The sequence below is a fragment of the Sphaerisporangium sp. NPDC049457 genome (assembly GCF_055586705.1).
Genome location: NZ_JBVJHR010000001.1, coordinates 545,842 through 569,138, shown reverse-complemented (window position 1 = coordinate 569,138; position 23,297 = coordinate 545,842). Strand labels below are relative to the sequence as shown.

Below are 23,297 nucleotides of genomic sequence, written 5' to 3'. Positions count from 1 at the left end.
GAATACTCGCCGATTCACGGGTACGGGAGCACCATGAGCCTCATCTGGGAGCAAGTAGTGATCGACGCGGCCGGCCCGGCCGCGCTCGCTGAGTGGTGGACCAAGGCGCTCGGCTGGGTCGTCGTCAACGACGCGGATGACGAGTACGAGATCAGGCTGGCTCCGGACGTCCTGCCGAGCCTCCTCTTCGTCCCCGTGCCGGAGGAGAAGAAGGGTAAGAACCGGCTGCACCTGGACTTCCGGCCGGTCGACCAGCAGGCCGAGGTGGACCGGCTGCTGGCGATGGGCGCCCGGCGGGCCGACGTGGGCCAGGGCGCCCAGTCGTGGGTGGTGCTCGCCGACCCCGAGGGCAACGAGTTCTGCGTGCTGGCACCGCGCGCGACGTGACGGCGGGTCGGTCGGCCCGGCGCCGGTGGGGATCAGTGGGCGCGTCGCCGGTGGGAGCGGATCAGTGGGCCGGGCGCCGGTGGGAGAGTCCCGCCGAGCGGAGGTGGCGGAGCGTCCAGCCGTGGCCGGAAGGGTCGAGCGTGCCTGTGGCGGCGGTGAACAGCTCGGCCGCCCGGCGGTAGGACAACCGGCCGCGCCCCGTCACCGGGCACTGGTCGCGGGCGGGCGTGCCGGGCGCCGCGCGGCGCCGGGTCAGCAGAAGAGGGCCGCTGGTGCGGCCGAGCAGGAGCAGCGGCAGGAGCCTGGCCGCGCCCGGACCCCAGCGCAGCGATGGGACGCCCCTGGCACGCCGCCGCCCCAGGTCGAGGTCGTCGACGTTGAGGGCGAGGATGCGCTCGACGGGGGCGGCGGTCTCGTACAGCAGGCGCCAGCAGGTCTGCTCGCGCAGGTCGGCCTGCAATGCGAAGATCTCCGCCACCTGTGCGGGCGTCAGCACCGAGGGCGGCGTGACCGGTATGGCCGGAGGCCGGAGACGCGCGCCCGCCACCCGTAGCGGATCGCCGTGGATCCAGCCGCGCGTGCGCCACCAGGCGAGCGCGCCGCGCAGTATCGAAAGCTCGCGGCTCACGGTGCGCGGGTCGGCGGTCGCGGCGCGCTCGTCCAGCGCGGACCGCAGGCGGTGCGCGGTGCCGGGCGCGTCGAGCAGGGCCAGCGGCACGATGGGAGGCGTCGCGCCGCGCCGCGCTCTGCCCTGTGGCGGGGTCTTCCCGACGAGCGGCCACGCCCAGGTGGCCAGCGCGATGCGATAGACGCGCCGCGAGGCGTCTCCGAGCCGTAACGTGGCCAGATAGTGGTCGATCGCCACCGCGTACTCGACGGGCTCCGGGGACACCGCCGCGTCGATGTCGGGGGCATGCACGGTCAGATCACCCTTCCCGCAGCGTGCTCGGCGTCACCGTGCCGGCCGGCGTCCGGCACGGCCGGAGAGCCACCCGGGCGGCCCGGCCGAAGAACCGACCGAGCGGCGCCGCCGGCCGCCGCTGACCGGCACGGCCGCGCCGGATCCCGGCTCGGACATGTCGCTGGTCGGGCGCAGGGACGCGGGGCCGCCGGTGACCTCGGGCCTGGGGCGCTCCGCAGCGCTGGAGCTCGGTCGCGGCGGGGCGGAGTTCCGCACTGCGCGCATCGGTCGTCGTCACTTCGGATCTTTCTCGATATCGCAGTAAAAAACTAGGCGGTGGGGCGATCGCCGTCGAGTCTAGTGAGCCTGAGGGCCAGGTCACCCGGATGGTCGACGACGGAGACCTGGCCGGATGGTTGATGCAGTAAAGGGACTCAGGTTTCCTCAGTGGACCCGTTGCAAGGCGATATGCCGAACGCCCAAGGTGAGGGCCATGAGCGCGAGGAAAATGCCACGGCTGCCGGCCGCGCCGGCTCATCGGGACCTACGGCTGTTCTTCATCGGCGAGGCCACCTCGCTGTTCGGTTCGTCAATGGCTTCGCTGGCACTCGCCTTCGCGGTGCTCGGCGGCGGTGGCACGCAGTCCGATCTCGGGTACGTCATGGCCGCCCGCATCGTCCCCATGGTGGCGCTCCTGCCGTTCGCGGGGGTGATCGGCGACCGGCTGGGGGCCCGGCGCGTGATGCTGGGCGCCGACATCCTGCGCTGCGCCACCCAGGCGGTCCTGGCCGTTCTGCTGCTCGCGGGGCATCCGTCTCTCTGGGCGTTCGTCGTGCTGGTCGCGGTGTGGGGGGCCGGGGAGGCGTTCTACATGCCGGCGCGCGGAGCGCTCGTTCCGCAGGTCGCGGCCGGCGGCGCCTCGTACGAGGGGAAACTGCGGGACGCGAACGCGCTCGCCGGTCTGGCGCAGTCGATGGCGTCGGTCGGCGGGCCCGCGCTCGCCGGGGCCGTCGTCGCGCTGGTGGGTCCGGGCGCGGTGGTCGCGGTGGACGCGGGCACCTACGCGGTGAGCGCCGTCGCGCTCGCGTCGCTGCGCCTGCCCGGCCGCATCCCCGCCCGCGCGGTCGCCCGCGGAGCCGTCCCCGCGGTCGCCGGCGGAGGACCGGGTTCACGGGGCCTGCGGGAAGGATGGGAGCATTTCCGTTCCCGCACCTGGCTGTGGGTGACCACCTTGCAGTTCACGCTGTTCAACATGCTCGTGTGGGCGCCGTTCCTGGTGCTCGGGCCGGTCGTCGCGCATGAGCGGCTGGGCGGCGCGGGGGCATGGGGGCTGATCATGGCGTGTTACGGCTGCGGCGCCGTCGCGGGCGGTCTCGCCATGATGGGCGGCCGCGTGGTCCGCCGCCCTCTGCTGGTGGCGACGGTGGCCACCTTCGGCTGGGCCCTGCCGTCGGGCGCCGTCGCCGCCGGAGCGCCGGCGCTGGTGGTGGCGGGCGCCGCGCTGGTCGCGGGCGTGGGCTCCGCGGTATGCGGCACGCTGTACGCGACGACGAACCAGGAGCGCCTGCCGGCGGGAGTGCTCGCGCGGATCACCTCCCTCACCACCGTCGGAGCGTTCGTCCTCGGCCCCGTCGGGCTGGCCGCCGCCGGGCCTGCGGCCTCCGCCGTCGGGGTCTCCGCCGTGCTGGGCTTCGGCGCGATCTGGCAGGCCGTCGCCGGCTGCGCCGTCCTCGCCGTACCAGGCGTGCGGGATCTACCCGCGGCCGCCGCCGGGGCCGGGAGAACCGAGGCGGCCTCGCCTGCCGGGAAGCCGGCGCGACGGTGAGGTCTCCCGCGTCCACGAAGGCATGACGGCGGAGCACTCGGGACGACGGTGAGCTCACCCGGGAGGGGACGGGACGGGCTCTCGGCGTTCGCATAAGATCTGCCGCGTGCTGCTCATGACGCTCGGCGCGTACCCCGACGGCCCCTCCCTCCCCGTGGCCGACGACACCGAGGCCCTACGCGTCGCCAACGACAGGCTCGCCGGGCCCGAGCAGGTCGTGGCCGTGGACGACGACGGGCGCCTGCGTTTCCTGCGGCGGGACGTCGCTGGGAGGTTCGTCGCGGTGCAGCGGCGCCCGCCGGTCGCCGAGGCGCTGGACCTGCTCCCCCACCCCGAGGGCGGGTGGTTCCGCGAGACGTGGCGTACGTCCGTGGACGTGGAGCCGGCCGGTCACGGCGGGGTGCGGCAGAGCGCGACGGGCATCTACTTCCTGCTCCAGCCGGGCGAGGAGTCCGTCTGGCATGCCGTCCGTTCTGACGAGGTGTGGTTCTGGCACAGGGGCGGCCCGCTGACGCTCGTGCTCGGCGGCACGGGCGACCGGCCGGGCGCGGAACACGAGGTGACGCTCGGCCCCGACGTGGAGAAGGGACAGGTGCCGCAGGCCCTCGTGCCGGCCGGCGCGTGGCAGGCCGCCCGCCCCGCGGGCCGGGAGGAGGTCCTGGTGAGCTGCGTGGTGTCTCCCGGCTTCGACTTCGCCGACTTCACGGCCTTGTGACCCGCCCGCGCCCTGACCCGGCGCACATAAGCGGCGGATCGAGGCGCCGGATCGGATCAGCAGGTTGCCGCCGATTCCGAGCGGGGCGGGCGAGTTGGGTAATGACATGTCAGGCGGAAGAATGACACGTAAGCGCCCATGCGAGGAGGTCAACGGTGACCCAGCAGATCGTCTCCGTCGTCGGTGGCAAGGCCGCCGAGAACGCCGACGCCTCGGCCTACGACTCGATCAACCCGGCGAGGACGGCCGAGACCGTGGCCACGGTCCGGCTCGCCGACGCCGCGACCTTCGCCTGGGCGTGCAGCGTGGCCTCCGCTGCGCAACGCGAGTGGGCGCGGGTGCCCGCGCCGGTCAGGGGACGGGTGATCGCCTCCATCGGCCGGCTGGTCGAGGCCAACGCCGAGGCGCTGGCCAGGCTGGTCACCGACGAGATCGGCAAGCCGTACGCCGAGGCCCTGGGCGAGGTCCGCGAGATCGTCGACACCTGCGACTTCTTCCTCGGCGAGGGCCGCCGGCTGTACGGCCAGACGGTGCCGTCCGAGATGCCGGACAAGAGCCTGTTCACCTTCCGCACGCCGGTCGGGACGGCCGTGGTGATCACCGCGGGCAACTTCCCGGTGGCGGTGCCGAGCTGGTACCTGGTCCCGGCGCTGCTGTGCGGGAACAGCGTCGTGTGGAAGCCCGCCGAGTACGCCTCGGCCTCCGCGCACGCCCTGTACCGCCTGTTCGCCGCGGCGGGGCTGCCCGACGGGGTGCTCAACCTGGTGTTCGCCGACGGGGCCGCGACCTTCGCGGGGCTCGACCAGGCGCTCGCGGAGGGCAGCGTGCAGAAGGTCGGCTTCACCGGGTCGACGGCCGTGGGCCGCAAGATCGGTGAGCTGTGCGGGCGCCACCTGCAGTCGCCCTGCCTGGAGCTGGGCGGCAAGAACCCCATGGTGATCATGCCCGACGCCGATCTCGACCTGGCCGTGGAGGGGGCGCTGTTCTCCGGGTTCGGCACGGCCGGGCAGCGCTGCACGTCTCTGGGGACGGCGCTGGTGCACCGGTCGGTGCACGAGAAGTTCGTCGGCCGGTACGCGAGGGCCGTGGCGAAGGCGACGGTCGGCGACCCGGCGGGCGACGTGCTGTACGGCCCGATGCTCGACCGCCGCTTCGCCGAGCGCTACGAGGACTACCTGGGCTGGATCGAGCCGCACCACACGGTGGTCACCGGCCCGGCCGGGCGCATCACCCCGGACAATCCCCGGGGCGGCTTCGACGGCAAGGGCGGCCTGTACTACCACCCGGTGGTGGTGGACGGAGTGCGCCCGGGCGACCGCCTGTTCATGGAGGAGACGTTCGGGCCGATCGTGGGCGTCACCCCGTTCGGCAGCCTGGACGAGGCGATCGAGCTGGCCAACCGGCCCGGCTACGGGCTCTCGTCGTCGATCTACACCACCGACCCGACGGCGGCGTTCCGCTTCCGGGCGGGCATCGGCGCGGGCATGGTCAGCGTCAACAACTCCACCTCCGGCGCCGAGGCGCATCTGCCGTTCGGCGGCAACGGCAGGTCGGGCAACGGCAGCCGGCAGTCGGGACAGTGGGTGCTCGACCAGTTCACCCGCTGGCAGGCGATGAACTGGGACTATTCCGGACGCCTGCAGAAGGCGCAGATGGACGTCGCCGAGATCATCCCCGACCTGGAGTTCCTCCTGTGACGGAGCGCGGCTCCGATCGGCGGACGCCGGGCTCGGCCTCCGCGCGGCGCATGAGCCCGGCGGCCCGAGGCGCGGGAGGCGGCGGAAGCCGCACCGGCCCCGGGCCGTGGCCGTCGGGTCATGGCACGTCGTGGCCGTCGGGTCGTGGTGCGTCGTGGCCGTCGGGTCATGGTGCGTTCTGGCCGCCGCGCCCTTCGTAGCCGAGCAGGCGCATGGCCGTCTCGGGTTCCATGGCGGCCGCCAGCAGCTGCGCCCGTTCGATGGCCCGGTCTCTGGCCTCCTCCGCCTTGGCCCGTCTCGCCTGCTGCGCCCTGAGCGTCACCAGGGCGAGCCCTCCGCAGATGAGCAGGACGCCGACCAGGATGATCAGCCCGGCCAGCAGGTTGGCGGACGGCATGACCGTGGCCTGCACGCCGATCGCCGACGTGCCGCCGAACAGCGCCAGCCCGGCGAGCACGAAGACCACCAGCGCCACGGCGGCGGTCAGCGCGATCATCGCGGGACGCCAGGACCGGCCCTTGGGGGCGAGCGGCACCGTCCCGGTCGGCAGGGGCGGCAGCGAACCCGGCAGGTGTGCCGGCTCCGGGACGAGACGAGAACGGCCGGGATGCGAACGGCCGGGATCAGGACGGTCGGGCTTCCATGGGATGAAGTCCGGCGATCCGGACACGCCCGTTCCGTTGCCGGCGGCGGACCCGTTGCCGGTCTCCACCGCACCTCCCGAGACCGACCCGTTGCCCGTCTCCAGCGCGCCGCCCGGCACCGACCCGTTGCCCGTCTCCAGCGGCCCGCCCGTCACCGAGCCGAAGGGCGGGGGCACCAGGGTGGGCGCCGGCACGCCGGCGTACGGGAGCACCTGGCCCGCGATGACCGGAACGGGCAGCTCGGCCGCGCGCGGCCGGGGCAGCGGCGTGGTGACGTGGCTGTGCGTGCGGTGGGCGTCGGCGGCCACCTCGTGGTAGGCCTCGATCTCCTCGTAGAACTCGCCGGAGTCGTACAGCGAGCCGTCGACCAGCGGGCCCCGGGTGCCCTCGATGACGGCGACCACGTCGTCGCCGTTGAGGGTCTTGTGCTGTTCCAGCGCGTGGGCGACGCACAGGATCTCGCGGCGGTTGGCCCTGAGCAGGTCCTCGGTCTTCTTCAGCAGCCTGGCCAGGTTGAACTCGATGCGCTCGGCCAGCATGTCGGGGGTGAGATGGTCACGTCGCCCGCCGGGCTCCTGGGTGTAGCCGATGCCGCCTCCGCCGCCGGGCCGCTGCGCCGCCTTGCCGTCGCGGATGCCGAGCTGTTGCAGCGCGGGGAGGGAGGCGACTCCGACGCCCATGCCCCAGTACGCCTCCATGAGCCCGGTGACCATGGTGGCGCTCTCGAGGTCTCCGGAGACGCCGGAGGAGTTGTCCTCTCCGAAGAACATGCGCTCACCGGCCAGCGAGGCGAGCGAGACCATGATGTCGGCCTCGTACTCGCTGCGCCAGCGGGTGAACTGGTCCTCGGGCTTGATGCTGGACACCATGCCGAGGTAGTCCGAGCCCTTCTCGATGGTGGCGAGGTCGATCTCGAGGTGCTGGCGGGTGCGGTAGGCGGTCACGGCGTGGCATGCCTCGTGCACGGCGACGGCGTGGCGTTCGCGCTCAATGTACTCGACGTCCTCGGGCGGGCCGAGCTGCTTGAGCCGCTTGGCGGTCATGACGTCCGCCCAGGTGATGATCTCCCGCCCGTGGCGGATCGCGGTGATAAGCGACTCGTTGACCAGGTCCTTGATGGTGGCGCCCGTGGCGTACGGGGTGATCGTGGCGAGCTTGTCGAGCTGCTCGGCGGTGAGCTCGTGCCGGACCTTGTCGAAGTAGCCCTGGTAGGTGCGCACGCGGCCGGCCTTGGAGGGGTAGCCCACCTTGTAGATGCGGTCGATGCGGCCGGGCCGCAGCAGCGCCTCGTCGAGCGAGTTCGGCATGTTGGTGGCCATCATGACGAGGATGCGGTATTTGGGCGGCGGCTTGGGCCGCATGCCGAACAGCCGTCGCACGTAGCGGTTGAGGAAGCCGCGCGGCTTCTTCAGCCCCGACAGCTCGGTGAGCAGCGCCTGCAGGGTGCCCTGGTCGCCGGACCCGCCCATGCCCATGCCGCCCATCACGACGCGGTCGCGGCCGGGCTCGGGCGCCTCGGCGCGGGACGGGCCGAGCGCCTGCCGGGTCAGCTCGGCGCGGGTGTGCTCCGACAGGTAGGTGAACCCGTGGCAGTCGCCGGCCTGGAACGGCGCCCCGGGTGAGAAGCCGGTCGAGCCGGGCGGCCCCTGCTGGGCGAGCGCGCCGCGCCGTCCGAGGGAGTCCGCCTCGTCGAAGAAGACGATCACGCCGCCGTACCGCAGGGACAGCTTGCGCAGCTTGCGGAACAGCGACTTGACCTTCAGGATGCCGATGCCCATGAACATGTTGATGAAGGCGCCGGGGTCCACGAACACGTACGGCCGGCCGGTCTCGCCGGCGACGGCCTCGGCCATGAGCGTCTTGCCGGTGCCGGGCGGCCCCCACAGCAGCAGGCCGCTCGGCACGTAGCCGCCCTTGGCCTCGATCTCGTCGGGCTTCTCCAGGAAGACGATGTTCTCCTTGACGCGCTCGACGACGTGGTCCTGCCCCCACACGTCGGAGAAGCGCGTCTTGATGTCGTCGGGGAAGTAGGTCTCGACGCCGCCCCTGGACATGAACCAGAAGAGCCCGATGAACTGCACGATGACGAAGAAGAACCCGAAGGCGAGCTGCAGCCCGTACGGGAGCACCTGCCAGAGCAGGGCGGGGGCCTGGAACAGCGCGAGGGCCGGGGAGACGTCCAGGATCTGGCCGAGCACCAGTGCGAGGATCGCCACCCAGAACAGCCACTTCAGCGCCCGGGCGATGCGGTAGCGATTCCAGTCGCTGAACCGGCGGCGGCTCCACCGTTCGAAGCCGCCGAAGACCTTCACCGTCCAGAAGCGGTGGTAGCGGGCGGACCGCTCGCTCACCACGAAGTGGGCCTGCCGCAGGACCTCCGCGCCGATGAGGGCGAGGATGATGGAGCCGGTGCGGCTGTTCACCGTGACGCGCGCGGCGTCGGCGAACGGCATGATGCCCTCGAACTCGGCCATGTTGTGCCACACCAGCACGAAGAACGCCAGTGTCAGTCCGAGCAGGAACTTGATCCGGTCCCAGAAGGGCATGGTGCGCCTGCCCGGGACGGCGGGGCCCGAGTCGGGGGCTCGAAGCCCCGTGGGTCGCTCAGGGGCGGAGGGGTGTGTCATCGGGGCTCCTCACCCGGTCACCCGGGCATTCGCTTGACCTTGAAGGACTGCGCGATCTTTCCGAGCTCCCCGGCGCGCTCCTGGTAGCACGCGGCCGAGCAGCGGATGAGGAGGACCGATACGCGCGTGCCGTCGGCGGCGAGGTACGCGGTCTGGTCGAAGGTCTGCACGGGACCTCCGAGGACCTTGTAGTTGTAGACCACGTGCACGCCACGCACACCGTCCGCCGTCGGCAGCACCTCGTCTTTGAGGAGTTCGAAGCCTTTGAAGGGATAGGCGGGCGCCTCCTCCATCTGCTCGCGCAGCTCCTCGGTGATCGCGACCGGCAGCATTCCCGCGTTGCGCAGGACGTCCAGGGACACGGCGTCCCTCTGCTTCTCGGTGAGGTTGGAGACCATGGCGAAGACGAAGGGCTCGTCGGGCACGGCGGCCGGGGCGAGCAGGTGGTCGGCCGACGGAGTAGTGAACCCGTCGTAGGCGACCGTCCAGGACAGTTTCTTGCGGGCCTGCGCGAGCCCGGAGGTCAGGTCGCCGAAGACCTTCTCGTCGAGGGCCTTCTGGTCTACCTTGCGCCAGGAGCCGGGCACCTTGAAGTAGCTCTGCCCGTCGCCGCCCATCACATAGGTGAAATCGGCGCCGCCACAGCCGGCCGCCGCGCCGACCAGGACGGCGATCGCCGCCGTCACGGTCAGCCGTGACCCCACCCGCGTTCTGTACACAGGGGCCATACCTCCGCTTTGCGGGCCAACACGGTAACTGTGCCCGTTTTTGAAGGCTCCTCCCCTACAGCGGCTGGGGAAATCTTGACCAAATCGCGCCGCAAGTTAGCTCAACTTGTTACATGCCCGCACGGTGGGCGAAGCGCGCCGGCGCTCACGGGAGGATGCGAGGTGACGCACCTCTCACCGGAGCCCCTCGGGAATAGTTGAAATATCAATATCTGTTGTGCGTAGTATCGTTGCACCGGGCGGCTCCCCTGCCGCTCGCAGAAAGAAGGGCTCCCATGCCTGCCGTAACCGCTGACCCTTTGACCCTGCCGCGTGTGGCCGCGCCGGCGGACGCCGTGGCCCGCCCTGTGCTGGCCGTGACCACCGCGCCGAGTGGCTTCGAGGGCGAGGGCTTCCCCGTCCGCCGGGCGTTCGCGGGGATCAACTACCGACACCTGGACCCGTTCATCATGATGGATCAGATGGGCGAGGTGGACTATCAGCCCGGGGAGGCCAAGGGCACCCCGTGGCATCCGCACCGCGGCTTCGAGACCGTCACCTACATCCTCGACGGCATCTTCGACCACCAGGACTCCAACGGCGGCGGCGGCACCATCACCAACGGCGACACCCAGTGGATGACGGCCGGAGCCGGCCTGCTGCACATCGAGGCGCCGCCGGAGCACCTGGTCGTGTCCGGGGGGCTGTTCCACGGCCTGCAGCTGTGGGTGAACCTTCCGGCCAAGGACAAGATGATGGCGCCCCGCTACCAGGACATCCGGGGCGGCAACGTCAAGCTGCTCGCCTCCCCCGACGGCGGCGCGCTGCTGCGCGTCATCGCCGGCGAGCTGGACGGTCACGAGGGTCCCGGCATCACGCACACGCCGATCACGATGGTCCACGCGACGCTGGCGCCGGGCGCCGAGCTCACCCTGCCGTGGCGTGAGGACTTCAACGGCCTCGCCTACGTCCTCGCGGGCCGCGGGGCGGCCGGCGCCGAGCGCCGGCCGGTCCACCTCGGCCAGACCGCCGTCTTCGGCGCCGGTTCCTCGCTCACGGTCCGCGCGGACGAGAAGCAGGACTCCCACACGCCGCACCTGGAGGTCGTCCTCCTCGGCGGGCAGCCGATCCGTGAGCCCATGGCCCACTACGGCCCGTTCGTCATGAACACCCGCGCGGAACTGCAGCAGGCGTTCGAGGACTTCCAGAAGGGACGGCTGGGCACGATCCCGGCCGTGCACGGGATGTCCGAGGGCGGGCTGTAGGGCTCACCCTGACCGCGCGCGGACGGGTCCCCCTCCCCGCGACCCCCGGCGGCAGGACGCGGAAGCGTTCCTGCCGCCGGGTGACCAACCCGCCGCGCCCGCCGGTCGCTAGTCTTCGTGCATGCCCACCGCACTGATCACGGGCGCGACCGCCGGCATCGGCGCCGCCTTCTGCCGCAGGCTCGCCGCCGACGGCTTCTCCCTGGTCCTGGTCGCCCGCGACGACGAGCGCCTGGCCGCGACGGCGGCCGAGCTGCACCGCCGCTACGGGGTGTCCTGCCGGACGCTGGCCGCCGACCTCGCCACCGACGAAGGCATCGCGGCGGTCGAGGCGCGGCTGCGGGAGGGCGTCGACCTGCTGGTGAACAACGCCGGCTTCGCCCACCCCGGCCCGGCCAAGGACGTTCCGGTCGCCGACGAGCTGGTCATGCTGCGCGTGCACTGCGAGGCGGTGCTGCGGCTCACCATGGCCGCCCTGCCCGGCATCCGGGCGCGGGGACGCGGCGGCGTCATCAACGTCGCCTCGGTCGCGGCGTTCTTCGCCCATGGCACCTACAGCGCGTCCAAGGCGTGGGTGGTGAACTTCAGCGAGTCGCTGGCCGCGCAGATCCGCGAGCCGCGGGTGCGCGTGATGGCCCTGTGCCCGGGGTTCGTGCGCACCGAGTTCCACGAGCGGGCGTCGATCGACACCTCCGCCATCCCGCGCTACCTGTGGCTGTCGGCCGACCGCCTGGTGGACGCCGCGATGCGCGACTTCGCCCGCGGCGTCCCGGTCAGCGTGCCCGACCCGCGATACAAGGTGATCGCCGCGGTGGCGCGTTACGTCCCGCGCGGCCTGGTCGGCGCGTTCTCCCGCCGCGTGGGCCGCTGACGCGCCCGGCCGCGTACGCCGCCGGGCCCCGGCGGCGTACGGGCGGCGTACGGGCGGCGTACGGGCGGCGTACGGGCGGCCCGGTGTCCCGGAGCCGCCCGGTGTTTCCCGAGCCGCCCGGTGTCCGGAGCCGCCCTGGCCGGGGATCACAGCCGCTCGACGTTGTCCCCCCGGCAGCGGTTGCGCGCGTCGAAGACGAAGGCGCTGGCCCGCCGCACCATCTCGTAGTCGAAGCAGTCGTGGTCGGTGAGCACCACGACGGCGTCCGCCCGCGACAGCTCGGCCTCGGTCAGCCGCACCATGTCGAACTCCGCCGGCATCAGCACGGCGTCGACGTGCGGGTCGGCGACCCGCACCCGCGCGCCCAGCTTGCACAGCGACTTGGTCACCTCGATGGCGGGCGACTCGCGGCAGTCTCCGGCGTTCTTCTTGTAGGCCAGCCCCAGCACGAGGATGCGGCTGCCCTTGATCGGCTTGGACCGCTGGTTCAGCGCGAGGGTCAGCCGTTGGACGACGTGGTCGGGCATGTGGTCGTTGATGTCGTTCGCCAGCTCGACGAACCGGAAGTTGTGCCCCAGGCTGCGCTTGACCCGCCAGGACAGGTACGACGGGTCGATCGGCAGGCAGTGCCCGCCCACGCCGGGCCCGGGGGTGAACCGCATGTAGCCGAACGGCTTGGTCGAGGCGGCGTCGATGGCCTCCCAGACGTCGATGCGCAGCTGCTGGGCGAAGATGGACAGCTCGTTGACCAGCGCGATGTTGACGTGCCTGAAGGTGTTCTCCAGCAGTTTGCACAGCTCGGCGACCTGCAGGGAGGACACCGGCACGACCTCCTGGACGATGCGGCCGTAGAAGGCGCGGATGCGCTCCAGGGACGCCTCGTCGATGCCCGAGACCACCTTGGGAGTGTTCGAGAGGCGCCACAGCTCGTTGCCCGGGTCGATGCGCTCGGGGCTGTAGCCGAGGTGGAAGTCCTCCGGGGTGCGCAGGCCTGACCCGTCCTCCAGCAGTGGCCGCAGATGCTCCTCGGTGGTGCCGGGATAGGTGGTGGACTCCAGGATCACCGTGGTGCCCGGCCGGACGAGCGGGGCGATGGCCACGCCCGCCGACCCGATGTGGCGCAGGTCGGGCACGCCGTCCCGCAGCGGCGTCGGCACGGTGATCACACAGACGTCGAACCCCGCGGCGTCGGCGTAGTCGGCGCTGGCCAGGTAGCGGCCCGAACGGTGCGCGGCCTCCAGCTCATCGCCGCTGATGTCCTCGACGTAGGACTCGAAGGCGTTCAGGCGCTTGACGCGCCATTCGTCCACGTCGATGCCCACGACGTCGAACCCGGCCTCCACGGCCCGCATGGCCAGTGGCAGGCCCACATAACCCTGCCCGATGACGACCAGTTTCTCACGCATACAGGACCCCCGGCTTTTCGGAAACCATAGGGACGACTGTAAAAGGCCGTCCTTGTTATAACGCCGATCCGGCGGCGGGGCGGGCGTGTCGCCCGGCGGGTCGCGGAGGGACCGGCGATAGTGAGCCGAGACACCGATTCAAGCGGTATTGATACCGAAGTGTGGACGATATTATGCCGAATATCTCTTTCTCGCCCATTTCCCAATTTTCCCGCTTTCTGGGGCTGCCTCGGCGCGCCGTCCCGGTGGCCGCCGCCCTGGCGGCCCTCCCCGCGCTGCTCCTGCCCGCGCCCTCGCCGGCCGGGGCCGCGTCCACGCCCTCGCACGCCGGGGACGCGTTCACGCACCGGACGCCGCGCGTCGTCGTACCACCGGTGCTGCTCGGCGACGCGGCGGACTGCGCCGTGCTGGCGGGGATGGCCGTGACCAGCACGGACAGGACGCTGATCGTCGGGGACGTCAACGTGACCCCCGGCGCCAACGTGACCGGGTTCCCGCCCGGGATGGTCAGGGGCACCATCGACCGGGACAACGGCGAGGCCAGGCGGGAGAAGGCCGCCGCCGTCGCGGCCTACAACAACGCCGCCGGCCGGCAGCCGACCGCGACCGTGCCGCCCGTCCTCGGCGACAACACCGTGATGACCGCCGGGGTCTACGACACCCCGAGCGGCGTGTTCACCCTGAACGGGACGCTGAAGCTCGACGCCCAGGGCGACCCGGACGCGGTCTTCATCTTCCAGGCGACGACGCTGGTGACGGCACGGGTGAGCAACATCGACCTGCTCAACGGGGCGCGCACCGACAACGTCATCTGGCAGGTGGGCGACTCGGCCTCCCTGGGCAACCTGTCCACCTTCCGCGGCAACGTGCTGGCGCGCAACTCCGTCACGGTGAGCACCGGGGCGGTCGTGTACGGCCGGACCCTGGCGCTCAACCAGGTCGTGCAGACCAACGGCACGACGGCGGGACCCGCCACCCGCGTCATGGTGCCGGACAACCCGCCCACCAGCACGACGCTGACCTCCTCGCCGAACCCCTCTCAGGTGGGCCGGCCGGTCACCTTCACCGCCACGGTGCAGGGAAGCGACCAGGGGTTCCGTCCCACCGGCACGGTGCTGTTCAGGGACGGGCAGGTCATCATCGGCTCCGCCAGGCTGAACACCTCGGCGGTCGCGACCTTCACCACCTCGGCGCTCCCCGCGGGCCCGCGGCAGATCACCGCCGTCTACGTCGGCGACGGCACCGCGGTGAACGAGGAGTGGGTCCACTTCGCACCCAGCGTCTCGCCCGTGCTGATCCAGCAGGTACAAAGCTGAGCGACGGCCCCGCCGTCGCCCTCCTCCCGCTCACGTCCGCGCGGCCGTCCCCCCGGCCGTCCCGGCGTGCGCTCCGCTCCGCGCCATTGGCGGCGCCTTCGCGGCGCCCGTCCGGGTGAGATCCGGCGCGCTTTCATCATCACCCTCTGCATAGCACGATAAATACACTTATATCGTCATATAGACAATTCGTCCGCGCCGAATAATGACCGGAGAACTATTGCCAATAAGGACTCAGAGTCGTAAAGTCGGCACCACAGAGCGTTACCAAGGCCCCCACGATCTCCATCACCCCCCTCTCCCGGATCCGGCACCGATAAAGGTGCGAGTGTCAGCACAAGTCGTGCGAATTCCCCAATAGCGGCGAGCCCCCCACCCTCTCCGCTCCGTCACGACGATCCGGGCTCCCTCCAGCGGACGATCGTCAAGGTCGGGCCTCAACGCGTCACCACCGGTCGCCCTCCGGGGCGCCGAGACCGTCGAGAAGTTGAGTCGCATGTCAAGATCCCCCCGTAGCAGCAGCCATCCCCACCTCCCTCTGGACGGCGGTGCGCGCCGTCCCCATGCCGGCCGCAGCCGGCGCTCCGGCGGACGCCCGTCCGCGCGCTCCCGCGTCCTGCGCGCCTGTCTCGCCGCGGCGATGTCCCTCGCCGTGGCGGTCGCCGCCGCCGTCCACGCCCCGCCCGCCGCCGCCGCGACGCAGCCGCCGATCAGCCTGGGCGCCGCCGCCCCGTTCGGCGTGCTGGCCGGCAGCGCCGTGACCAGCACCAACCTCACCGCCGTCACCGGAGACCTCGGGGTCAGCCCCGGAAGCACGGTGACCGGCTTCCCGCCCGGCACCGTCAGCGGGACGATACACACCGCCGACGCCGCGGCCGCCGCGGCCAAGGTCGACCTGGTCGCCGCCTACAACGCCGCCGACGCCCGCACCCCGGCCGTCACGGTGGCCGCCGAACTCGGCGGCACGACCAAGACCCCGGGGGTCTACACCCCCACCGGCGGCTCCTTCCAGCTCACCGGCACCCTCACCCTCGACGCCCAGGACGACCCGGACGCCACCTTCATCCTGCGCGCCGGCGCGCTCAACACCGCCAACGTCAGCAACGTCGCCCTGATCAACGGCGCCCAGGCCGACAACGTCTTCTGGCAGATCACCGGAGGAGCGTCGCTCGGCACGCTGTCCACCTTCCGCGGCAACCTCATCGCGGTGAGCACCGCGCAGGTCGGCAGCCAGGCCGCCGTGTTCGGCCGGGTGTTCTCGCTCGGCGGCACGGTCGTCCTGGTGGGCCCGACCGACACGCCGAGGACCCGCGTCACCGTCCCGGACGACCCGCCGACCACCACGGCCCTGTCCACCTCGGCCAACCCCACCAGGACAGGGCAGTCGGTCACCTACACCGCCACGGTCAGCCCGGTCTCCGGCACGCTCACCCCCCAGGGGGAAGTGGCCTTCAAGGACGGCGCCTCCGTCATCGGTTCCGACAACCTCAACTCCTCGGGCGTCGCCACCTTCACCACCTCCGCCCTCGACCCCGGACAGCATCCGATCACCGCCGTCTACCTGGGCGGCGACACCTCCAGCGGCGAGCAGATCATCCACTTCGCGCCGAGCAGGTCCAACGAGATCGTCCAGGTCGTGACGAGCTCGCTGTGGGACCCCTCCGCGACCCCCGCCGTGGCGTCCTCCAGCGACGACCGGGCCGTGGTGGTCGGCGTGAAGTTCCGGCCGGCGGCGAACGGCACCATCAGGGGCGTCCGCTTCTACAAAGGATCGCTGAACACCGGCACCCACGTCGGCGGCCTGTGGACCACCGGCGGCACGCTGCTCGCCAGCGCGACCTTCACCAGCGAGACGGCCTCAGGCTGGCAGCAGGTGAACTTCGCCAGCCCCGTCGCCGTCACGGCCGGGACGACCTACGTGGCGTCCTACCACACCACCTCGGGCCGTTTCTCCCACACGTCCGACTACTTCAGCACGCAGTACACCAACGACCCGCTGGTCGCCCCGGCCTCCGCCGCCTCCGGCGGCAACGGGGTCTACGCCTACAGCGCCACCAACACCTTCCCCACCAGCACGTTCCAGGCGACCAACTACTGGGTGGACGTGGTCTTCGTGCCCGCCAAGAGCCTGTGGCCCGCCACCGCCGTCCCGGCCGTCGTCACCAACCCCGACACCGCCCCGGTGGTGCTCGGGGTGAAGTTCCAGGCGACGACGGGCGGCGTCATCGAGGGCATCCGGTTCTACAAGAGCCCCCTGAACACCGGCACTCACGTGGTGAGCCTGTGGACCACCGGCGGCACACTGCTGGCCAGCGCCACCTCCAGCGGTGAGACGGCCTCAGGCTGGCAGCAGGCGAACTTCGCGACACCCGTGGCGATCAGCGCGAACACGACGTACGTGGCGTCGTACCACACGACCTCCGGACGCTTCTCCAACACCACTCCGTACTTCACCACGCAGTACACCAGCGGCTCGCTGGTGGGCCTGCTGAACGGCGAGCAGGGCGGCAACGGCGTCTACGCCTACAGCGCCACCAACACCTTCCCCACCAGCACGTTCCAGGCCTCCAACTACTGGGTCGACGTCGTGTTCACCGTCACCTAGCCGGCCACGGTCCACGACATGAGGAACGCGGGCGGGCGCCCCTCCCCGGAGGCGCCCGCCCGTCGTGGCGGCACAGGCGGCGGCGCTCTCCGGCGCCCGTCGACGCGGGCGTAAGGGTTTCGCAAGAGCTCTCCAACGCGGCCGGGACACCGCGCCTCCCGGCCGCGCGCCGGTGTTCACTGCCGGGGTGAGCATGACCGATCTGGAGACCATCCCCTTCAACCGCCCCCACCTCGCGGCGAACGAGCTGGACTACCTCGCCGAGGCGGTGCGCGGCGGGCTCACCTCCGGCGACGGCCCGTTCACCCGGCGCGCCACCGAGTTGCTGCGCGAGGTGACCGGGGCCGGCCGGGCGCTGCTGACCACCTCCTGCACGCACGCGCTGGAGATGTCGGCGATCCTGCTCGACCTCGGCCCCGGCGACGAGGTGATCATGCCGTCGTTCACGTTCGTGTCCACGGCCAACGCGTACGCGCTGCGCGGGGCGATCCCGGTCTTCGCCGACATCCGGCCGGACACGCTCAACGTGGACGAGAGCCTGGTCGAGGCGGCGGTCACCGAACGCACCCGGGCCGTCGTGGTCGTGCACTACGCCGGAGTGGCCTGCGAGATGGACGCCCTGTGCGCCGTCGCCGACCGCCACGGGCTGGCCCTGGTCGAGGACAACGCGCACGGGCTGGGCGGCTCCTACCGGGGGCGGCCTCTCGGGTCCTTCGGCCGCATGGCGGCGCAGAGCTTCCACGTGACCAAGAACGTGCAGTGCGGGGAGGGCGGCGCGCTGCTGATGAACGACGAGGAGCTCACGGCGCGGGCCGAGATCGTCCGCGAGAAGGGCACCGACCGCAGCCGGTTCTTCCGCGGCCAGGTCGACAAGTACCGCTGGGTCGAGATCGGATCCAGCTACCTGCCGTCGGACGTGCTGGCCGCGCAGCTCACCGCGCAGCTCGAATCGTTCGGCGCCATCCAGGCGCGCCGACTGCGGGTCTGGCGCCGGTACCACGAGGAGCTGGCCGACTGGGCGGCCGCGAACGGCGTCGTGCGGCCCACCGTGCCCGACGGGTGCGAGCATCCCGCGCACCTGTACTACCTGCTGCTGCCCGACCTCGCCCGCCGGCAGGACTTCATCGCCCACCTGGCCGAGCGAGGTGTGCGGGCGGCGTTCCACTACCAGCCGCTGCACGCCGCGCCGGCCGGCCTGCGGTACGGGCGCACGGCCGCGGGCGGCTGCCCGGTGACCGAGCAGGTCGCCGACCGCCTGGTCCGGCTCCCGCTGTTCGCCGACCTGACCGACTCCGCCGTCACCCGCATCATCGAGGCCGTCCGCTCCTACACCCCCACCACCCCGTGACCGACACCGCGACCGGCACCGTGGACGGCGGCGCCGCGCCGCCCGGTGAACGGGAGACGCCACCCGGCGACAGGCCGGACGCGCCGTCCCGGGAACGGGCCCGGCCGGCGCGGCCGCGCGCCGTGCCCTCCCCGTTGGAGACGGCGCGCTTCGGCCGGACCGTGGAACGCCTCACCGTCACGGCCGAGCCCCCCGTCGCCCTGGCCGACGTGCGGAAGGCGATCCTCGCCTCGGCCGCCGAGGTCGTCGTGCTGCGGTACCCCGCCGAGCACGTCACCTGGTTCGCGGAGCTGACCGGGCTCGGCCGCACGGCCGTCTTCGCCGACGCGCTCGTGTACTGGCGCCTGGCCGCCGGGCACGGCCGCCCGCCGGAGCCGTCCCCTGACCTCGGCACCAGGCCGATCGGCGGCGCCGCCGAGGTCGAGGACCTGGTGGGCGCCATCTTCTCCGGCTACGCCAACCACTACGCGGCCAACCCCCTGTTCACCGCCGCCCAGGCGGTCGCCGGGTACCGCGAATGGGCGCTCCGCTCCGCCGAGGAGGGGCGCTGTCTCGCGCTGCACGACCCCGGCACGCGAGCCCTGCTCGGCCTCGCGACCCTGGACGAGGACGGCCCCGCGACCGAGATCCTGCTCGCCGGCGTGGTCCCCTCGGCCCAGGGACGCGGACTGTACGCGCACCTGCTCAAAGGGGTGGAGGACCGTGCTCTCGCCCGCGGCGCGGCGCACGTCGTGATCTCCACCCAGGCCCACAACGTCCGCGTCCAGCGCGCCTGGGCCAGATACGGCTTCGAACCCGTCCGCACGGCCCTGACCGTGCACCTGCTCCGCTAGTCCACGAAGGTTCGCCGGTCGGGCGCCATAGGGCGGCGCCGGCATCGCCGTACCGCGACTCGCCGCCCCGGCGCCGGTCACATCCGGCACGCACACCAGAGGAGAACGGCACCCGGTGAAGGTATGTGGTCACCGCACTGGCGGCCCCGCCCGCCGTCGCGCCGGGATTCGCAGTCACGAAGCGTCCTAGAACGGTCACATTTGCGCCGGACACGGCGCGGCTGTCCGGCCTACACTCGCGGCGTGGAGGAGGCCAGGGCACGGTTCGCCCGGCGATTACGGGCGTTGAAGGACGCTTCGGGGCTTTCGGTGCGCGCGCTGACGATCGCCAGCGCCCGTACGCCCAGGCGCCGCGCGGGCCAGGAGCCGATACGGCTGCGGCGCAGTACGGTCGACGGGATGATCAGCCAGAGCCGGCCCGTCCGGCCCGAACGGCACAATTTCGAGGTCTTCGTCGACACCTGCATCCGGGTGGCCGCCGAGACGGCCCGGGTCCTGCCCGAAGGGCTCGGCGACCGTGACGCCTGGGACGCGGCCTACCGGGCGCTCCGCGAGGAGACCGACAACCGAGAGCAGGTCCGCGACACGGTCCGCGACGCCCGCCGCTCCCCCGCTCCGCCACCGCCGTACCGCGGCCTGGAGGCCTTCGGGCCGGCCGACGCCGCGTACTTCTTCGGCCGTGACGAGCTGACGGCCGCGCTGCTGGACCGCATCGCCGGCACCGACGGCGTACTGATCGTCATGGGGCCGTCGGGGTCGGGCAAGTCGTCCTTGCTGCGGGCCGGCCTGGTGCCCGCGCTCACCCGCGGCGCCGCCAGCGCCCCGGTGGTGTTCACGCCGGGCGCCGACCCGTGGCGGACCCTGTGCGAACTCGCCCGGACCGGCCCCGGCACAGACCCGGAATCGGTGACGGAGCGTCTGCGCGACCTGTGGTCCGGCACGGCCGTCATCGTGGACCAGTTCGAAGAGGTGTTCACCGGCGGCCAGGAGAGCGGATCCAGGCGGTTCATCGAGGTCGTGACGGCACTGTGCGCCGGAGCGGGCGGCCCCCTCGTGGTCGTCCTCGGGGTCCGGGCCGACTTCCTGGGCCACTGCACCCAGTACCCGCCGCTCGTCGCGGCGGTCGAGCGTCCGGTGGCGGTCACGCCGATGACCCGCGAGAACCTGCTGGAGGTCATCCAGGGCCCGGCCCGGCTGGCCGGCCTGACCCTGCAGGACGGCCTGGCCGAGCTGCTGCTGGAAGACCTGAGCAGCGACCGTGACCACGCCGGCGCCGTCGGCGTGCTGCCGCTGCTCTCGCACGCGTTGCGCGAGACCTGGACGCATCGCGAGGGCACGAACCTGACGCTCGCCGGATACCGGGCGTCGGGGGGCATCGCCCGCTCGCTGGCCCAGACGGCCGACGCCACCGTCAACGCCCTGGACCCGGCCTCCCGCCGGACGGCCCGCAGGCTGCTGACGCGGCTGGTCCACCTGGGCGTGGACTCCGCCGACACCGCGCGGCGGATGCCGCTGACCGAACTGCCCGACGACCCGCTCCACCACGAGGTGCTGGACCGTCTCACGCAGGCCCGGCTGGTAACCGTCGACGCCTCCAGCGTGCAGATCACCCACGAAGCGCTGATCCGCGGCTGGCCCCGGCTGCGGACCTGGATCGAGGAGGACCGCGCGGACCTGGTGGTGCTGCAGCGCCTCGACGCGGACGCGGCCGCGTGGGACGAGGGCGGGCGCGATGCCGCGTACCTGTACCGCGGCAACCGCCTGCGGACGGCGCGCGACGCCTTCGACGCGGCGTCGTGGACGCACTCGGCGTCCGACGCCAGGACCCGCACGTTCCTGGCGGCCTCGGAACGGGCCGCCGCCGAGGCCGGGAGCGCCGCCGTGCGCCTGCGGCGGCTGAGCCGGGCGGCGGTGGCCCTGCTCATGGTCCTTACCCTGGCCGCCACGGTGGCCGGTGTGCTCGCCATCCGCGCCGCCGGCCGGGCCGAGGCGCAGCGCCGCGAGGCCGTGTCGCGCCTGCTGGCGGCACGAGGTGAGGTGATGCGCACGGCCGATCCGGTCCTCGCCGGCCTGCTCGCCGCGGCGGCGTGGCGCCTCGCGCCGACCGACGAGGCCAGGTACGGCATGCTGGCGGCGCTCGCCACACCGCTGGACGCCGTGCTGAACAGCCCGTCCGCCGAGGTCACCGCGGTCGCCGTCAGCCCGGACGGCCGGACCATCGCCACCGGTGACATGGAGGGGAAGGTGCGGCTGTGGGACGCCGCCGGCCGTCCCAAGGGCGCGCCGCTCACCGGCCATGGCTCGGGTGTCTATCCCATCGTGTTCAGCCCGGACGGATCCGTCATCGCCTCGGGCGACGGCGACGAGGAGCACGACGGAGTCGTCCTGATCAGGGACGCCGCCACCGGAAGGCGGCTGACCGCACCGCTCACCGGCCACAAGGACGCGCTGAGCGCCATCGTCTTCAGCCGCGACGGGGCGAGGCTGACCACGGCCGACGGGAGCCAGGTCGTCCAGCGCTGGGACACCAGGACGTGGCGCCGCGTCGGGCCCGCCGTCGGCCCGCTGCGGAAGGGCCGGGAGGTGTGGACCCAACTGAGCCCGGACGGCTCCGCCCTGGCCGTCCAGACCGACCACTTCCGGTCCACGTCCCGCTGGCAGGTCTGGGACCTGGCCACCCGCCGGCCGTACGGGCCTCCGATCCTGGCCGGAGAGATGGCCTTCAACCCGGATGGGCGGACGATCATGACGTCGAACGACAACTTCGGCGAGGACGGCGGCCTGATCCAGCAGTGGGATCTGGTCACCCACCGCAAGATCGGCAAGGCGGTGCGCGTCGGCACCTCGGTGTACGCGATGACCTACAGTCCGGACGGCCGGACCGTCGCGGTCGGCGGCGGCGACGGCGTCGTCCGCTTCCTCGACGCCCGCACCCGGCGACCGGCGGGCACCGTCCTGCGCGGCCACGACACCTTCATCGTCGACCTCGCCTACTCCACCGACGGCTCCCGCCTGGTGACCACCGCCGGAGAGCGGAACGCCCGCGTCTGGGACACCACCGTCTGGGCTCAGGTCCCCGGTCCGACGCCCGCCGTCGATTCCGTCAGCGGGGCCGCGATCAGCGCCGACGGCCGCGTCCTGGCCGTCCGCGGGTGGACGTCCCGTCCGGACCGGCAGGGCTCGGTCCGCCTGCTGGACGCGGCCACCGGCCGCCCGACCGGCGACCCGATCGACCTCGGGTCGGAGGACTGGCTGTACTCGCTCTCCAACGACATCGCCCTGAGCCGTGACGGCCGCCTGCTGGTGGCCGCCGTTCCTCATCCCTCCCCCGGCAATGAGGCCGTGACCACCGACGGCACCCGGCTCGTCGTCATGGATGCCGTGGCCCACCGCAGGGTGAGCTCGATCGACCGTCTTCCCGACAGGTTGAACGCCATCGCCATCAGCCGGGACGGCAGCATGATCGCGACATCGGGCGAAAGGATCGCGCTGCGCGACACGGCCACCTTGCGGCAGATCGCCGCCTCGCCCTCTCTGGACCACGGCCACTCCACCATGATCTTCACCCCTGACGGCAAGGCGGTCATGACGGCGGAGACCAACGAGGCCGACACCGGCAGTCTCATCCGCGTGCTGCGCACCAGCGACCTGGCGCAGATCGGCAACCCCTTCCCGGTCCCCGCCTCCGTCACCGCCATGGCCGTCAGCGGGGACGGCGCCTACCTGGCGACCGGCGACACCGACGGCACATTGCGTCTGTGGGACGTCCGGTCGCGGCGGCAGATCGCGGTCGCGCCGCCCGCCGGCCGCACCCAGCAACCGGCGAGCCTGGCGTTCACCCCGGACGGCACCACCTTGCTCGCCGTCGCGCGCGACGGAAGCGGCAAGCGGTGGCCATTGCGGCTGCCGTCCGACCCGTACCGGGCGATGTGCGCGGTGGCCGGGCGGTCGCCGACCCAGCAGGAGTTGCGCCAGTTCCTCCCCGCCGGCGAGCCGGACATGGCGATCTGCCCGTGAGGTGTCCGGCGCCGCCGGACACCTGGACACCGCTGCCGCCCCGCCTCTGAACAGGGCGGACGGAGCCGCCCTTGGGAAGGCGTCCGGTCCGCTGGCCGGACGCGCGCGCACGCCTCCACCGTGGTCCCGACCA

15 protein-coding genes are annotated in these 23,297 nt (G+C 72.3%); 11 read left to right on the top strand and 4 right to left on the bottom strand.

Going from position 1 to position 23,297, the window contains the following annotated elements; genetic code table 11:
- The first annotated feature begins 33 nt into the window (after positions 1 to 33).
- Entirely contained in the window at positions 34 to 387 is a 354-nt protein-coding gene (locus ACZ6QO_RS02355; RefSeq protein ID WP_465846843.1) for a VOC family protein, read from the top strand.
- Positions 388 to 448: 61 nt separating this feature from the next.
- Here ACZ6QO_RS02355 and ACZ6QO_RS02350 read toward each other — a convergent pair whose 3' ends face one another.
- Positions 449 to 1,306, bottom strand: a complete 858-nt coding sequence (locus ACZ6QO_RS02350) for a site-specific recombinase (protein WP_465846841.1) — start codon at positions 1,304 to 1,306, stop codon at positions 449 to 451.
- A 475-nt stretch (positions 1,307 to 1,781) separates the two neighbouring features.
- Here ACZ6QO_RS02350 and ACZ6QO_RS02345 point away from each other — a divergent pair, with 475 nt between their 5' ends.
- The 3 genes from ACZ6QO_RS02345 (at position 1,782) to ACZ6QO_RS02335 (ending at position 5,525) form a co-directional block, all read left to right on the top strand.
- Positions 1,782 to 3,113: an MFS transporter gene (locus tag ACZ6QO_RS02345; protein ID WP_465846839.1), complete on the top strand. Its 1,332-nt coding sequence runs from the start codon at positions 1,782 to 1,784 to the stop codon at positions 3,111 to 3,113.
- A gap of 115 nt (positions 3,114 to 3,228) precedes the next feature.
- Positions 3,229 to 3,828: a cupin domain-containing protein gene (locus ACZ6QO_RS02340; protein WP_465847234.1), complete on the top strand. Its 600-nt coding sequence runs from the start codon at positions 3,229 to 3,231 to the stop codon at positions 3,826 to 3,828.
- 155 nt (positions 3,829 to 3,983) lie between these two features.
- Entirely contained in the window at positions 3,984 to 5,525 is a 1,542-nt protein-coding gene (locus ACZ6QO_RS02335; RefSeq protein WP_465846838.1) for an aldehyde dehydrogenase family protein, read from the top strand.
- 166 nt (positions 5,526 to 5,691) lie between these two features.
- Here the strand turns inward: ACZ6QO_RS02335 and ACZ6QO_RS02330 are convergent, their stop codons facing one another.
- Both ACZ6QO_RS02330 and ACZ6QO_RS02325 read right to left on the bottom strand, forming a co-directional pair.
- Positions 5,692 to 8,796 (bottom strand): AAA family ATPase, encoded by a 3,105-nt coding sequence (locus tag ACZ6QO_RS02330; RefSeq protein WP_465846836.1) that lies wholly within the window; start codon positions 8,794 to 8,796, stop codon positions 5,692 to 5,694.
- 17 nt (positions 8,797 to 8,813) lie between these two features.
- A complete protein-coding gene (locus ACZ6QO_RS02325; RefSeq protein ID WP_465846835.1) occupies positions 8,814 to 9,515 on the bottom strand; it encodes a hypothetical protein in 702 nt (233 codons plus the stop codon).
- Between the two features lie 323 nt (positions 9,516 to 9,838).
- On the opposite strand from ACZ6QO_RS02325, the gene ACZ6QO_RS02320 reads away from it, so the two are divergent.
- Positions 9,839 to 10,768: a pirin family protein gene (locus tag ACZ6QO_RS02320; RefSeq protein ID WP_465846833.1), complete on the top strand. Its 930-nt coding sequence runs from the start codon at positions 9,839 to 9,841 to the stop codon at positions 10,766 to 10,768.
- Between the two features lie 121 nt (positions 10,769 to 10,889).
- Positions 10,890 to 11,639: an SDR family NAD(P)-dependent oxidoreductase gene (locus ACZ6QO_RS02315; RefSeq protein WP_465846831.1), complete on the top strand. Its 750-nt coding sequence runs from the start codon at positions 10,890 to 10,892 to the stop codon at positions 11,637 to 11,639.
- A gap of 146 nt (positions 11,640 to 11,785) precedes the next feature.
- Here the strand turns inward: ACZ6QO_RS02315 and ACZ6QO_RS02310 are convergent, their stop codons facing one another.
- The gene (locus ACZ6QO_RS02310; RefSeq protein WP_465846829.1) at positions 11,786 to 13,045 is read right to left on the bottom strand and encodes a nucleotide sugar dehydrogenase; all 1,260 of its coding nucleotides are present in this window, start codon (positions 13,043 to 13,045) and stop codon (positions 11,786 to 11,788) included.
- Between the two features lie 245 nt (positions 13,046 to 13,290).
- Between ACZ6QO_RS02310 and ACZ6QO_RS02305 the strand changes: the two genes are divergently transcribed.
- From ACZ6QO_RS02305 to ACZ6QO_RS02285, 5 genes are all read left to right on the top strand, one after another.
- The gene (locus tag ACZ6QO_RS02305) at positions 13,291 to 14,361 is read left to right on the top strand and encodes an ice-binding family protein (protein ID WP_465846827.1); all 1,071 of its coding nucleotides are present in this window, start codon (positions 13,291 to 13,293) and stop codon (positions 14,359 to 14,361) included.
- A 640-nt stretch (positions 14,362 to 15,001) separates the two neighbouring features.
- Positions 15,002 to 16,966 carry a DUF4082 domain-containing protein gene (locus ACZ6QO_RS02300; RefSeq protein ID WP_465846825.1) on the top strand — a complete coding sequence of 655 codons (1,965 nt, stop codon included), beginning with the start codon at positions 15,002 to 15,004 and terminating at the stop codon, positions 16,964 to 16,966.
- A gap of 193 nt (positions 16,967 to 17,159) precedes the next feature.
- Positions 17,160 to 18,314, top strand: a complete 1,155-nt coding sequence (gene rffA, locus ACZ6QO_RS02295) for a dTDP-4-amino-4,6-dideoxygalactose transaminase (RefSeq protein ID WP_465847233.1) — start codon at positions 17,160 to 17,162, stop codon at positions 18,312 to 18,314.
- Positions 18,311 to 19,147, top strand: a complete 837-nt coding sequence (locus ACZ6QO_RS02290) for a GNAT family N-acetyltransferase (protein ID WP_465846824.1) — start codon at positions 18,311 to 18,313, stop codon at positions 19,145 to 19,147. The genes rffA and ACZ6QO_RS02290 overlap by 4 nt, the downstream gene beginning before the upstream one ends.
- Before the next feature lie 243 nt (positions 19,148 to 19,390).
- Complete coding sequence (locus tag ACZ6QO_RS02285) at positions 19,391 to 23,164, top strand: nSTAND1 domain-containing NTPase (protein ID WP_465846823.1); 3,774 nt, start codon at positions 19,391 to 19,393, stop codon at positions 23,162 to 23,164.
- The last annotated feature ends 133 nt before the right edge of the window (positions 23,165 to 23,297 follow it).

Coding starts and splice junctions, on each gene's coding strand:
- ACZ6QO_RS02310 (WP_465846829.1), bottom strand. CDS start 13,045: ATGCGTGAGAAACTGGTCGTCATCGGGCAGGGTTATGTGGGCCTGCCA.
- ACZ6QO_RS02330 (WP_465846836.1), bottom strand. CDS start 8,796: ATGACACACCCCTCCGCCCCTGAGCGACCCACGGGGCTTCGAGCCCCC.
- rffA (WP_465847233.1), top strand. CDS start 17,160: ATGACCGATCTGGAGACCATCCCCTTCAACCGCCCCCACCTCGCGGCG.
- ACZ6QO_RS02300 (WP_465846825.1), top strand. CDS start 15,002: ATGTCCCTCGCCGTGGCGGTCGCCGCCGCCGTCCACGCCCCGCCCGCC.
- ACZ6QO_RS02340 (WP_465847234.1), top strand. CDS start 3,229: ATGACGCTCGGCGCGTACCCCGACGGCCCCTCCCTCCCCGTGGCCGAC.
- ACZ6QO_RS02345 (WP_465846839.1), top strand. CDS start 1,782: ATGAGCGCGAGGAAAATGCCACGGCTGCCGGCCGCGCCGGCTCATCGG.
- ACZ6QO_RS02315 (WP_465846831.1), top strand. CDS start 10,890: ATGCCCACCGCACTGATCACGGGCGCGACCGCCGGCATCGGCGCCGCC.
- ACZ6QO_RS02355 (WP_465846843.1), top strand. CDS start 34: ATGAGCCTCATCTGGGAGCAAGTAGTGATCGACGCGGCCGGCCCGGCC.